This window comes from Actinomadura fibrosa, assembly GCF_900659615.1.
GTDB classification, from domain to species: domain Bacteria; phylum Actinomycetota; class Actinomycetes; order Streptosporangiales; family Streptosporangiaceae; genus Spirillospora; species Spirillospora fibrosa.
In genome coordinates, this window is the sequence record NZ_CAACUY010000241.1 from 1 (window position 1) to 12,836 (window position 12,836).

The 12,836-nt window shown below is 74.3% G+C and carries 14 protein-coding genes; 11 read left to right on the forward strand and 3 right to left on the reverse strand.

What is annotated here, in order from left to right; genetic code table 11:
• Window positions 1-95 precede the first annotated feature (95 nt).
• From E1300_RS40620 to E1300_RS40645, 6 genes are all read left to right on the forward strand, one after another.
• Window positions 96-515, forward strand: coding sequence for a DUF948 domain-containing protein (locus tag E1300_RS40620; protein WP_131762616.1), 420 nt, complete (start codon window positions 96-98; stop codon window positions 513-515).
• A complete protein-coding gene (locus E1300_RS40625; protein ID WP_131762617.1) occupies window positions 512-832 on the forward strand; it encodes a DUF6167 family protein in 321 nt (106 codons plus the stop codon). Before E1300_RS40620 ends, E1300_RS40625 begins: the two co-directional genes overlap by 4 nt.
• A 2-nt stretch (window positions 833-834) precedes the next feature.
• The gene (gene alaS, locus E1300_RS40630) at window positions 835-3,504 is read left to right on the forward strand and encodes an alanine--tRNA ligase (RefSeq protein WP_131762618.1); all 2,670 of its coding nucleotides are present in this window, start codon (window positions 835-837) and stop codon (window positions 3,502-3,504) included.
• 32 nt (window positions 3,505-3,536) lie between these two features.
• A complete protein-coding gene (gene ruvX / locus E1300_RS40635; RefSeq protein ID WP_131762619.1) occupies window positions 3,537-3,995 on the forward strand; it encodes a Holliday junction resolvase RuvX in 459 nt (152 codons plus the stop codon).
• Window positions 3,992-5,152 (forward strand): endolytic transglycosylase MltG, encoded by a 1,161-nt coding sequence (gene mltG, locus E1300_RS40640; protein ID WP_131762620.1) that lies wholly within the window; start codon window positions 3,992-3,994, stop codon window positions 5,150-5,152. Before ruvX ends, mltG begins: the two co-directional genes overlap by 4 nt.
• Before the next feature lie 82 nt (window positions 5,153-5,234).
• Entirely contained in the window at window positions 5,235-6,065 is an 831-nt protein-coding gene (locus E1300_RS40645) for a shikimate dehydrogenase (RefSeq protein ID WP_131762621.1), read from the forward strand.
• Window positions 6,066-6,131: 66 nt separating this feature from the next.
• Here the strand turns inward: E1300_RS40645 and E1300_RS40650 are convergent, their stop codons facing one another.
• Complete coding sequence (locus E1300_RS40650) at window positions 6,132-7,505, reverse strand: prenyltransferase/squalene oxidase repeat-containing protein (protein ID WP_165503217.1); 1,374 nt, start codon at window positions 7,503-7,505, stop codon at window positions 6,132-6,134.
• Window positions 7,506-7,659: 154 nt separating this feature from the next.
• Between E1300_RS40650 and E1300_RS40655 the strand changes: the two genes are divergently transcribed.
• Entirely contained in the window at window positions 7,660-8,430 is a 771-nt protein-coding gene (locus tag E1300_RS40655) for an HIT family protein (RefSeq protein WP_165503218.1), read from the forward strand.
• Here E1300_RS40655 and E1300_RS40660 read toward each other — a convergent pair.
• Complete coding sequence (locus E1300_RS40660; protein ID WP_131762624.1) at window positions 8,406-9,407, reverse strand: PfkB family carbohydrate kinase; 1,002 nt, start codon at window positions 9,405-9,407, stop codon at window positions 8,406-8,408. The two genes, E1300_RS40655 and E1300_RS40660, sit on opposite strands and share 25 nt — an antisense overlap.
• A gap of 18 nt (window positions 9,408-9,425) precedes the next feature.
• Entirely contained in the window at window positions 9,426-9,923 is a 498-nt protein-coding gene (locus E1300_RS40665) for an NUDIX domain-containing protein (protein ID WP_131762625.1), read from the reverse strand.
• A gap of 553 nt (window positions 9,924-10,476) precedes the next feature.
• Between E1300_RS40665 and infC the strand changes: the two genes are divergently transcribed.
• The 4 genes from infC (at window position 10,477) to E1300_RS40685 (ending at window position 12,784) form a co-directional block, all read left to right on the forward strand.
• Window positions 10,477-11,034 (forward strand): translation initiation factor IF-3, encoded by a 558-nt coding sequence (gene infC / locus E1300_RS40670; RefSeq protein WP_278045422.1) that lies wholly within the window; start codon window positions 10,477-10,479, stop codon window positions 11,032-11,034.
• Between the two features lie 257 nt (window positions 11,035-11,291).
• Window positions 11,292-11,486, forward strand: coding sequence for a 50S ribosomal protein L35 (gene rpmI, locus E1300_RS40675; protein WP_067468638.1), 195 nt, complete (start codon window positions 11,292-11,294; stop codon window positions 11,484-11,486).
• Between the two features lie 70 nt (window positions 11,487-11,556).
• The gene (gene rplT / locus E1300_RS40680) at window positions 11,557-11,934 is read left to right on the forward strand and encodes a 50S ribosomal protein L20 (protein WP_131762627.1); all 378 of its coding nucleotides are present in this window, start codon (window positions 11,557-11,559) and stop codon (window positions 11,932-11,934) included.
• 34 nt (window positions 11,935-11,968) lie between these two features.
• A complete protein-coding gene (locus E1300_RS40685; protein ID WP_131762628.1) occupies window positions 11,969-12,784 on the forward strand; it encodes a TrmH family RNA methyltransferase in 816 nt (271 codons plus the stop codon).
• Window positions 12,785-12,836: the final 52 nt, after the last annotated feature.

A 12,836-nucleotide genomic window follows, 5' to 3' on the forward strand; every position in this document is an offset into this window, starting at 1 on the left:
GTGGCGGTCGGCGCCCGCGGCGGGCCCCGGAGGGCCTGTAAGGTCTGTCAGGCCATGCCCGGCCCGCGCCGGACGAACAGCGAACGGAAGTCCTGATGCTCACTGGTGGACAGTTGGCGGCACTGATCGTGGCCGTGTTCTGGGCGGTGCTCGTCACGTTCGTCGCGCTCACGCTGCTGAGGCTCTCCCGCCTGCTCGGCGAGGCCAGCGAGGTCGTCCGCGAGGTCGGCGAGCAGGCCGCCCCGCTGCTGGACGACCTGACCCGCACGGTCGCGCGCGCCAACGAGCAGCTCGGCCGCACGGACGTCATCACGAAGCAGGTCGCCGGCGTCACCCAGAACGTCTCGGCCGTCACCACCGTCATGACGTCGGTGGTCGGCGGCCCGCTGGTGAAGGCCGCGGCCTTCTCCTACGGGGTGCGCAAGGCGCTCGGCGGCCGCGACGGCGACGGGCGGCCCGCCGCGTCCGACCGCCCGCAGCTCCAGTCCCGCTCCTCGGGGAAGGGGCGCAGGTGAAACGGCTGTTCTGGGTCGGGGTCGGGGCGGGCGCGGGCGTCTACGCCACGCACCGCGTCAAGCGGAGGGTGGAGCGGTTCGCGCGGGCCTGGTCGCCGGAGGGGGTCGCGGCCCGCGCCGTGTCCACCGGGGTCGGCGCCGGGCAGCGATTGAGACTTTTCGCCTCCGACGTGCGTACCGAGATGCGTGCGCGCGAGGAGGAGCTGCGCGAGGCGGTCCGCATGGACCAGGCCCCGCCCGAGCTGGACGGTCCCCGGCCCCGCCGGGTCCTGAGAGCCCGATACACGATCATCGACGACGACAAGGATGGCCACTGATCATGGAGTCGGCAGAGGTCGCGCGCCGCTTCCTCGCGTTCTTCGAGCAGCGCGGGCACCGGGTGGTGCCCTCGGCGAGCCTGATCGCCGAGGACCCCACCCTGCTGCTGGTCAACGCCGGCATGGTGCCGTTCAAGCCGTACTTCCTCGGCCAGCGGACGCCGCCGTCGCAGCGGATGACCAGCGCGCAGAAGTGCGTCCGGACGCCGGACATCGACGAGGTCGGCAAGACCACCCGGCACGCGACGTTCTTCCAGATGCTGGGGAACTTCTCCATCGGGGACTACTTCAAGGAGCAGGCGATCCCGTTCGCCTGGGACCTCCTCACGACGTCCCGCGACCAGGGCGGCTTCGGCTTCCCCGAGGAGAAGCTGTGGGTCACCGTCTTCCATGACGACGACGAGGCCCAGGACATCTGGCACCGGAAGGTCGGCGTGCCGCTGGAGCGGATCCAGCGCCGCGGCATGGAGGACAACTTCTGGTCAATGGGCGTCCCCGGGCCGTGCGGGCCGTGCTCGGAGATCTACTACGACCGCGGCCCCGAGTACGGGCGCGAGGGCGGCCCCGTCGCCGACGAGGACCGCTACCTCGAAGTGTGGAACCTCGTGTTCATGCAGTTCGAGCGCGGCCCCGGTGACAGCAAGACCGACTTCCCGATCCTCGGCGACCTGCCCGCCAAGAACATCGACACCGGCATGGGCCTGGAGCGCATGGCGGCGATCCTCCAGGGCGTCGACAACATCTACGAGACCGACACCCTGTGGCGGGTCCTCGACCGCGCCGCGAACCTCACCGGCGTCGGCTACGGCCGCGACCACCGCGCCGACGTGTCGCTGCGCGTCATCGCCGACCACGTCCGCAGCGGGACGATGATGGTCGCCGACGGCATCCGCCCCGGCAACGAGGGCCGCGGCTACGTGCTGCGCCGCATCCTGCGCCGCTCCATCCGCAACCTGCGGCTGCTCGGCGGGCAGGACGCCGGGCTGATGCACGAGCTGACGGCCGTCGCGATCCAGGCGATGGGCGAGCAGTACCCCGAGCTGGTGCGGACCGCCGCCAACATCCACACCGTCATCGACGCCGAGGAGGACTCGTTCCTCCAGACGCTCCGCACCGGCACCGCGATCTTCGACACCGCGGTCGAGGAGACCCGGCGGTCCGGCCGCCCGGTGCTCGCGGGCGAGCAGGCGTTCAAGCTGCACGACACCTACGGCTTCCCGATCGACCTCACCCTGGAGATGGCGTCCGAGCAGGGCCTCCAGGTGGACGAGGAGGGCTTCCGCCGGCTCATGCGCGAGCAGCGGGAGCGCGCGAAGAAGGACGCCCGCGATAAGAAGACCGGCAACCTCGACGTCTCCGTCCTGGACGAGCTGCTCACCGGGGCGGGCGGCAGGGTCGAGTTCCTCGGCTACAGCAGCCTGATCGCCGACGCGCGCCTGGTGGGCCTGCTGGTCAACGGCGCGAGCGTGCCCGCGGCCGGTGAGGGCACCGAGGTCGAGGTCGTCCTCGACCGCACCCCGTTCTACGCCGAGGGCGGCGGCCAGCTCGCCGACCAGGGCCTCATCCGGCTCGGCAACGGCGCCGTCGTCGAGGTCACCGACGTGCAGTCGCCGCTCGCCGGGCTCGTCGTGCACCGCGGCCGGGTCCGCAGCGGCGAGGCGCAGGCCGGCGACTCCGCCTACGCCGAGGTCGACGTCGAGCGGCGCCGGGCGATCTCCCGCTCGCACACCGCGACCCACATGGTGCACGCCGGGTTCCGGCGCGCGCTCGGCGAGTCCGCCGCGCAGGCCGGGTCGGAGAACTCGCCCGGCCGGTTCCGGTTCGACTTCACCGCCTCCGGCGCCGTCCCGGCGAGCGTGCTGCGCGACGTCGAGGACGAGGTCAACGAGGTGCTCGTCAACGACCTCGACGTGCGGGCCTTCCACACCTCCATCGACGAGGCCCGCGCGATGGGCGCGCTCGCGCTGTTCGGCGAGAAGTACGGCGACGAGGTCCGGGTCGTCGAGGTCGGCGACTACTCCCGCGAGCTGTGCGGCGGCACCCACGTCGCCCGCTCCGGCCAGCTCGGCCTGGTCAAGGTGCTCGGCGAGTCGTCCATCGGCGCCGGCGTCCGCCGCGTCGAGGCCCTCGTCGGCATCGACGCGTTCCGGTTCCTCGCCCGCGAGAGCGTGCTCGTCGCGCAGCTCGCCGAGCAGATGAAGGCGCGCAAGGAGGAGCTGCCCGAGCGGATCTCCGGGGTCGTCGGCCGGCTGCGCGAGGCCGAGAAGGAGCTCGACAGGCTGCGCTCGCAGCAGGTCCTCGCGATCGCCGGGTCGCTCGCCGAGGGCGCGAAGGACGTCGGCGGCACCGCGTTCGTCGGGCACCGCGCCCCGGACGGCACCGGCGCCGACGACCTGCGCAAGCTCGCCGTCGACGTCCGCGGCCGGCTGTCGGCGCGCCCGGCCGTCGTCATGGTCACGGGGGTCCCGAAGGACCGCCCGGTCGTCGTCGTGGCCGTCACCGAGGGCGCGCGCGAGCGCGGCCTCAAGGCGGGAGCGCTCGTCGGGCTCGCCGCAAAGACGCTCGGCGGCGGAGGAGGCGGCAAGGACGACCTCGCCCAGGGCGGCGGCGCGAACCCCGCCGCGGTGGACGAGGCGCTGGCCGCCGTCGAACGAGCCGTAGGGGCCGCGTGAGCCCCACCGAGCAGTAGAGCGGAGCGGAGGCGATGAGACATGGTGTCCGCCTGGGGGTCGATGTTGGGAGCGTGCGCGTGGGCGTCGCCCGGTCGGATCCGGGCGGCATCCTCGCCTCGCCCCTGGAGACGGTGAAGAGCGGCAAGGGCGACATCGACCGCCTCGTCGAGCTCGCCGCCGAGCACGAGGCCATCGAGGTCGTCGTCGGGCTGCCGACGTCGCTGTCGGGCCGGGAGGGCCCGGCGGCGGAGGCGGCGCGGAGGTTCGCGGGACGGCTCGCGGGCCGCCTCGCCCCGGGCACCGTCCGGCTCTGCGACGAGCGGCTGACCACCGTGACCGCCGAGGCGGGCCTGCGGGCCGGCGGCGTGCACGGGCAGGCGCGCCGCAAGGTCGTCGACCAGGCCGCCGCCGCGGTCATGCTTCAGGCGGCACTTGACGGGGAACGGTTGACTGGGAGCCCCCCAGGCGAGATCGTCCGGGGAAGCTCATGAACGATTTGGACCTGTTCTCAGACCCGTACGGCGACGGCCACGCGCCGGACGGGCCGCCCGGCCGGCGCGACCGGCGGAGCGCGCGCAGGCGGCAGAAGCGGCGCAGGCGCAGCGGCCGCGCGGCCGCCCTGTTCGCGCTGGCGTTCATCGTGGCGGTGTTCGGCACCGCCGGGGTGCTCGGCGTCGCGATGCTGGACAACCGGCTGCACCCGCCGGACTACGACGGCTCGGGCTCCGGCGCCGTCACGGTGCAGATCAAGGACGGCGCGAGCGGCTCGGTGATCGGGCTGACGCTGGAGCAGCACCGCGTGGTCAAGAGCTCGCGGGCGTTCGTGAAGGCGTACGCCAAGGAGAGCCGCGCGTCGAGCATCCAGCCGGGCTTCTACCAGATGCGGCTGAAGATGTCGTCGAAGGCGGCGATGGCCCTGCTCCTGGACCCGAAGTCGCGGGCGGGCTCGCAGATCACCATCCCGGAGGGCCGGCGGGCCGTCGAGGTCTTCGAGCTGCTGGCGAAGAAGACCGGCATCCCCGTCCGGGACTTCCAGGCGGCGGCGAAGAAGGGGCAGCAGCTCGGGCTGCCGTCCTACGCCAAGGGCAGGATCGAGGGGTACCTGTACCCGGGCCGCTACGACCTCGACCCGAACGGCTCGGCGCAGCAGATCCTCAAGCAGATGGTCGAGCGCTTCAACAAGGAGGCCGAGAGCGTCGACCTCGTCGGCAAGGCCCGCGAGGCGGACCTCAGCCCGGCGACCGTGGTGACGCTGGCGAGCCTCGTCCAGGCGGAGGGCGGCAAGCCGGAGGACCTCCCGAAGATCTCCCGGGTGATCTACAACCGGGTCGCGCGGGGGATGCCCCTCCAGTTCGACACGACGGTGCTGTACGCGCTCAACAAGCGCACCCTGACCGTGACCAACCAGGACCTCGCGGTCGACTCGCCGTACAACACCTACAAGCACAAGGGGCTGCCGCCCGGCCCGATCAGCAATCCCGGGCCGGACGCCATCGAGGCGGCGGTCGCGCCCGAGAAGGGCAAGTGGATCTTCTTCACCGCCACCGACCCGACGAACAAGGTCACCGAGTTCGCGGAGACCGAGGCGCAGCGGCTGGAGCTGGAGAAGAAGTTCCGCGCCTGGCAGCGGGCGCACCCCGGCCAGTGACGGCCGGCGGACCGGCGCGGCGGGCCTCCCGCCGCGCCCGTCCGGTTCCTCGCACGACGCGTTCTCTTCGGGGGGAGACCAGATGGACGGCACGGGACGGCGGGCCGCGGTCCTCGGCTCGCCGATCGCCCATTCGCTGTCACCGGCGCTGCACCGGGCGGCGTACGCGGCGATGGGCCTGGACGCGTGGTCCTACGACGCGGTCGAGTGCGGCGAGGACGGTCTCGCGGCGTTCCTGGACGGCCTCGGGCCGGACTGGGCCGGCCTGTCGCTGACGATGCCGCTCAAGCGCGCGGCGCTGAAGCTGGCCGACTCGGTGTCGGACCTCGCGCTGAAGGTCGGCGGCGCCAACACCGTCGTCCTGCGCGACGGCAGGCGCCACGCCGACAACACCGACGTGTACGGCATCGTGACGGCGCTCCGCGAGGCGGGGCTCGGCGCGCCGGGGTCGGCGCTGGTCCTCGGCGGCGGCGCGACCGCCGCGTCCGCGCTGGCCGCGCTCGCCGAGCTCGGCCTGGGTGAGGCGGTGCTCGCGGTCCGCACGCCGGACCGCGCCGCCGAGGCCGCCGCGGCGGGCGAGCAGTGCGGGCTCGCGGTCCGGGTCGCCACGCTGGACGACCTGGCCGCCCACCTCCCCGTGGACCTGGTCGTCTCCACGCTGCCGGGCCGGGCGGCGGACGCGTTCGCCGAGCCGGTCGCCGCGTCGGGCGCCGCGCTGTTCGACGTCGTGTACGCGCCCTGGCCGACGGCCCTCGCGGCGGCGGTCGGGCGGGCCGGAGGCACGGTCGTGGGCGGCTTCGAGATGCTCCTGCACCAGGCCGTCCGGCAGGTGGAGCTGATGACCGGCCGGGACGGCGTGCCGGTGGCGGCCATGCGCGCCGCCGGCGAGGCCGAGCTGGCCCGCCGCTCCTAAGACGCCGCTCCTGAGACGCCGGAGCCGCCCGCCGCATCCGGACGGGGGTCCGGGCGCCGCTCCCCGCTACCGGACGTTCTCCTGTACCGGCGGGTCGCGGGGCCGGCGGCGCTTCACCGACTCGTCCACGCTGGTGAGGACGATCGGAAGGATCACGCTCAGCCAGAAGTCCCGCCAGCCCCACGCGCCCAGCGTGACGCCGACGGCGCTCGCCGCGCACACGAGCCCGAGCAGGAGCGCCGACCAGTGCCGGCGCGCGAAGCCGGCCGGGTCCGGCCGCCGGCGGTGCGGCAGCAGCGCCGCCAGCGGGCGCTCCCGGGCGTGGGCCCGCTGCACGACCGTCGCGTCCGGCAGCCAGTGCAGGACGTCGGCGGCCCCGGCGAGCGGGACGCGGGTGAGCGCCACCAGCCCCTCCAGCCGCCACCAGAGCGTCCACAGCGAGGTGCGGCCGCCGCCTGGGTAGCCGCTCCACCGCGGCGCCGTGATCTCGCCGCGCGCCAGCGTCCGGAACGCGCGGGCGACCGTCGGCCCGTGCGGGCCGCGCGGGTCGCGCAGCAGCGCGTGCAGCGCGATCGGCAGCCCGTAGTGCCAGAGCGCGAGCCGCCACACGGGCTTCGCGCCGGCGCCGTGCGGGGAGACGTCGTAGGTCTCGATCCAGGTGTCGTCGTCCTCGGGGTCCAGATGGCCGAGCAGCCAGTCGTAGGCGTCCAGCATCCGCTCGGTCCGCAGGCCGGGCCGCGCCTCCGCCAGCGTCACCAGCGCGAACGCGGTGTGGGTGATCGTGGGCCCGGCCGCCGGGGTCGGCCCCCAGGCCGGGCGGTGCGCGGTGCGGTCGGCGGTCAGCCACTCCACGCCCCGGTCGACGGCGGGCTCGTAGGGGTTGAGCTGGCTCAGCGCGCGCAGCGCCAGGCAGGTGAGCCACACCCGCGACGGGCAGCCGCGCAGCGAGCCCCAGCCGCCGTCGGGGTTCTGGTTGTGCAGCAGCCAGGCGTAGGCGCGGCGCAGGTCGGGGGCGTCCTCGCGCAGGTCGCAGCGGGCGCGGGCGAGGAAGCGGGCGATCCAGCCGGTGGCCTCGACGACCGGCATGCCGAGGCTGGTCTTGGTGGACCAGCCGCCGTCCCGCAGCGCGTCGGTGGAGGCGGTCTGCCGCGCCGCGAGCAGCGACAGCCCCTCGTCGAAGTGCTCGAACGGCTGCCCGGTCTCGGTGAACGCGAGCAGCCCGAGCGCCGTCGCGGTCGTCCCCGGCTCCGGGCGGGCGAGCTCGTGGTACCAGCCCCCGCCGGCGCCGAGGGCGGGCGCGTAGGTGCCGCGCAGGACGTCGAGCGACTCGTCGATCCGGGTCGCGAGGACGGCCATGTCGATCACCGGCGGGGCGGCGGGCACGGCGGCGGGACGGCCGGCGCGGGGCGCCGCCGCGGGGAGCGGGGGAGTCTGGTTCACGATCGTCGCCTTCTGTCCCCTTTGTTCCCGTTTGGCCAGGATTTGTACCCCGCGGGTTCCGGAGCTCTATCCGCGCCCGCACAGATCACCGGCTTCCGGCGGCGGGCACGCTGAAGGGGGAGGGAGCCCCTTCGTCCGCTGTGCTGGAGGACGGTTGGCCGAGCCACTGCCATGGAACGACCCCGGTCAGGAGTGCGTCCTGTGCCCGCCGCTGCGGTTCCGCTTCAACCGCATGGCCGACCTGCCGGGCGAGTCGTCCGTCCTCGCGCGCGACGGGGACTTCTTCCTGATGCCGGACGTCTCACCGCTCGTCGAGGGGCACGTGCTCCTCGTGACGCTGGGGCACCACCAGTGCGCCGGGGCGTTCGACGAGCGGATGTGGCGGGCGGCGCTCCGGTGGCGGGACCGCGTCGCGCGCCTCTACCGCGCGGCGTACGGCAGCGGCGAGCTCCTGCTCTTCGAGCACGGCCCGGCCAGCCCGCAGGGCGGCGGGGCGTGCATCGACCACGCCCACTGGCACTTCCTGCCCGGCGGCCGCGGCGTCCGCGCGATCGTCGAGGCGGCCGACCGCCCCGGCGAGCCGGCCGGCCGCGCCACCCTGCGGGCCTACTGCCGGGCGGGCTGCTCCTACCTCCTCGTCGAGGAGGAGGGGATCGCGACCGTGCATCCGGGCGACGGCGTGCGGAGCCAGTTCCTCCGCTGGGCCGTGACGGTCACCGGGCCGGGCGGCACCTGGCGGTGGCAGGAGACCTTCGGGCTCCCCGAGAGCAGGCGGCGGTTCCTGCGCACCGTCCAGGCGCTCCGCCTCGCCGCCACCGCGGACACCGGCACGACCACCGGCACGACCACCGCCGCGGACACCGGCCTCGGCGAGGATCGGGGCGAGGATCCGGGCGGCGATCAGCGCGCCGACAACCACCAGTAGAGCTCGCCCGACGCCAGCCGGTCGCCGAACCCGGCGCGCTCCACGCCCGGCCCGTACCCGGTCGGATACTCCATCAGCAGGCGCTCGCGCTGGTGCGCGAGCACCAGCTCCAGCGACGTGGCGCCGAAGCGCAGCAGCCACAGCGGCCGCCCGGGGACGGCGCGGTCCAGCGCGGGCAGCAGCCCCCGCACCTCGCGGCCGCCCACCGGCGGCGGCAGGCCGAGGACCCGCGCCAGCGTCGGCGCCTCGGAGAACACCACGTCGGCGACCGACAGCAGCGGCAGCACGTCGACCGCCGCCAGCCGCTCGTCGATGTCGTGCGGGACGAGGTCGAACGCGACGAGCGTCCCCGCGTCCCGCGCGATCCGCGCCGCCGCGTGCACCGCCGCCCGCGACACCGGGGACAGCAGCGCGTACCCGTCGAGGAACAGCACGTCCGCCCGGCGGATCCCGGCGCCCGCCGCGCGGACCTCCGACTCGGTCAGCCGCCGTCCGGGGGCGTCCTCCTCCGCCACGAGCAGCCGGGTGCCCGGCGCGTCGCCGCGCCCCCGGTCCCGCAGCATGATCGTCACGCCGTTCGCGGCGCCCGGCTCGACCCGCAGCCGGTCGCGCACCCCGATGCGGCGCAGCTCCCGGCGGATCACCGGCGTGAAGTCGTCGTCCCCGATCTTGGCGAGCACGCTCACCCGGCGGAAGTAGCCGGTCGCGCACCGGGCCAGGTTCACCGCCGTCCCCGCTACCATGGCCCGCGCCGGGGCGTAGGCCAGCCGGTCGGCGGTCAGCTCGGTGAACCGCGTGCCCGGCAGGGACGCGCGGACCTCGATCCGCACGTCCCCGACGACGAACAGCGAGAAGCGGCGCTCGTCCACGCCGTCCAGGCCGGGCCACCGCGCGGGCGAGCGGGCCGCGCCCGCCCCGGCTGCGGCGCGGGGGCCCGCGGGACCGTCGTCCGCGAGGGCGTCGAGGGGGGCGTCCATGCGAGCGGCCGGACCGGCTCAGCCGTGCCCGGACAGGAACGCCCGCACCACCGGACGCAGGCTCGGGATGAAGTCGTACGACTCGACGTCGTCCAGCGGCACCCACGCGCACTCGGCGAGGTGGTCGCTCGCCTCCTGGTTGGCGAGGCTCGCGTCGAGGGTGACCGGCACGCACCGCCGCGCCGTCGCCACGACCCGGACCTGGGCGCCGGGGACGTCGCTGGCCCGGTCGGGCATGAACCACTCCCACAGATGGAACGGCGGCCCGGGATCGACCTTGAGGCCGACCTCCTCCCAGACCTCCCTGCGGATGTGCTCGTCCAGGTCCAGGTCGGCGTCCACCTCCAGGCGCCCGCCGGGGACCTCCCAGCGGCCGGGATGGAACGGGTCGTCCATGGACTTGCGGACGAGCAGCAGCGCGCCGCCGGCCACGATGAACGCCTTCTGCGCGAATTCGAGCCTGACCGCCGGGAAGGCGGTGAGGGGGCCGGACGAACCGGCGTCGACCGAGGGCATCGTGGGAGTACCTCCCTGTGCCGGCCCCACCGGGCCGTCCTCGCTCCACGGTAACAAGCCGGGCCTCGTACGCCGAGGGCCCCAGGAGGGCGGATGCCCATCACCTCCGGCGCCCCGGGGACTCCCGCCCCAGCGGCCCCGGGAATGCGCGGGCGTCCCCGGCGGTTGACGTACCTGGCGTACTCCATACCCGGCTCCAGCGCGGGACACGGCCGCACCGCCGGAATCCGGCATGGCGCGGTGGTGGCCCGCAGGTGGTAGTCTTGGTGGTCGACCGGCCCTGCGCACACGACCGACAGGTCATGCGCGGAGGGCGCTCAAGCGGAGGCCACCTCCCACCTGACCGGCCACAAGGCCGGTGGGTCTCGGTCAGGCGAAGCGGGCGGCATGCCCGTCCCGTCGCCGTCCCCGGCGGTTCCGCCGTACCGGGGGAGACCGAAGGTGGCCCCGCATGCGAGTCGTGCGGGGCTTTTCGCGTTGAAGCCTCGGGGTACGACCGGTCCCACGAACTTGAGAACGGCCCCAAGGAGGTCCCATCAGCGCCGAACCGCGTATCAACGACCGCATTCGCGTGCCCGAGGTCCGGCTCGTCGGCCCGAACGGCGAACAGGTGGGCATCGTGCCCATCGCCAAGGCCCTTGAACTCGCGCGTGAGTCGGACCTCGACCTCGTCGAGGTGGCGCCAACCGCGCGCCCGCCCGTCGCCAAGCTCATGGACTACGGCAAGTTCAAGTACGAGTCCGCGATGAAGGCGCGTGAGGCGCGGAAGAACCAGGCGCACACGATCATCAAGGAGATCAAGCTCCGCCCGAAGATCGACCCGCACGACTACGAGACCAAGAAGGGTCACGTGGTGCGGTTCCTGAAGGCGGGGGACAAGGTGAAGGTCACGATCATGTTCCGCGGTCGTGAGCAGTCCCGTCCCGAGCTCGGTTTCCGGCTGCTGCAGCGGCTCGCCGACGACGTCGAGGAGCTCGGCTTCGTCGAGTCGCGGCCCAAGCAGGACGGCCGGAACATGATCATGGTGATCGGTCCGCACAAGAAGAAGGCCGAGGCCAAGGCCGAGCGCGCCGCGAGCCGCGACGCGGAGGCCGAGTCCGGCACCGCCTGACGGCCCGCGGCCGGACCGCAGCGCGGCAGCACCGGCGAGGCCGGGCGCTGGAGGCCGGGCCCCGGGGCCTGCCCCGGCGGAACGGCCAGGGGCCGCCCCCGCGGTGGCCCCGAGCGCGGTCTCGTGGTTTCCCGGGGCCGTGACGCACGTACATTGATGCCTGACCCGGCGCGTCACACGGAACACCGTGCGATGCGCCGATCAGGCGCGCCTCCGTGCCGCCGCACGGAGCCAGACCGAGGGAGACGACGGCGACCATGCCGAAGACCAAGACCCACAGCGGTGCCAAGAAGCGCTTCAAGCTGACCGGCTCCGGCAAGGTGATGCGCCGCCGCGCCAACAAGAACCACCTGCTCGAGCACAAGCCCACCAAGCGGACGCGCCGCCTGTCCGGCCCGGCCGTGGTGGCCGACGCCGACGCCAAGAACATCAAGAAGCTGCTGCGCAAGTAGCCGCTCGACCTGCAACATCAGCGACCGGCCGAGGTCGGAACGGCCCCGGCCCCCACGAAGGAGCAAGCACGTGGCACGCGTGAAGCGGGCGGTCAACGCCGCCAAGAAGCGTCGGGTCGTCCTGGAGCGGTCGAGCGGCTACCGCGGCCAGCGGTCGCGCCTGTACCGCAAGGCCAAGGAGCAGCAGCTCCACTCCATGACGTACGCCTTCCGGGACCGCAAGGACCGCAAGGGCCAGTTCCGCCGGCTGTGGATCCAGCGGATCAACGCCGCCGCCCGCGCGAACGGCATCACCTACAACCGGTTCATCCAGGGCCTCAAGGCGGCGGAGGTCGAGGTCGACCGCCGCATGCTGGCCGAGCTCGCCGTGAACGACGCCGCCGCGTTCGCCGCGCTGGTCGCGGTCGCCAAGGACGCGCTCCCGGCCGAGGGCTCGGAGGCCGCCTGAGCCGGGTCTCCGGCGCACGGGCGGGCGAGGTGACATGGCGGGCCGCGAGCTGACCTCTATCCGATCACCGCGGGTGAAGGCCGCTCGCCGGCTCGCCAAGCGCGCCTTCCGGCGCCGCGAGCGGCGGTTCCTCGCCGAGGGGCCGCAGGCCGTCCGGGAGGCCCTGGAGATCCCCGGCGGCCTCGCCGAGCTGTTCACCACGGCCGAGGCCGAGGCCCGCCATCCCGACCTCGTCGCCGCCGCCGAGCGGGCCGGCGCGCCCGTGCTGCGCGTCAGCGGCGAGGTCATGGCCGAGCTGGCGCAGACCGTCACCCCGCAGGGGCTGCTCGCGGTCTGCGGCTTCGTGGACGTCCCCCTCGGGACGGCCCTGGAGGCCGCGCCCCGGCTCGTGACCGTGCTGGCGCACGTCCGCGACCCGGGCAACGCGGGCACGGTCCTGCGCACCGCCGACGCGGCGGGGTCGGAGGCGGTCGTGTTCACCGACGCCTCCGTCGACCCCTACAACGGCAAGTGCGTGCGCGCCTCGGCGGGCAGCCTGTTCCACCTGCCGGTCGTCGTCGGCCCGCGGTTCGACGCGCTGATCCCGGAGCTGCGCCGGACGGGGCTCACCGTCCTCGCCGCGGACGGGGCCGGCAAGCGCTCCCTGGACGAGGCGATCGACGACGGGCTCCTCGCCCGTCCCACGGCCTGGGTGTTCGGCAACGAGGCGTGGGGGCTCCCCGACGAGATCCTCGCGCACGTCGACGAGGCCGTCCGGGTGCCGATCCACGGGCGCGCCGAGAGCCTCAACCTGGCGACGGCCGCGGCCGTCTGCCTGTACGCCTCGGCCCGCGCACAGCGGGCGGGCTGAGCACAAGGCACGATTGCACACACCGGACGCGCGGCCCCGGCGGAGCGCGGTG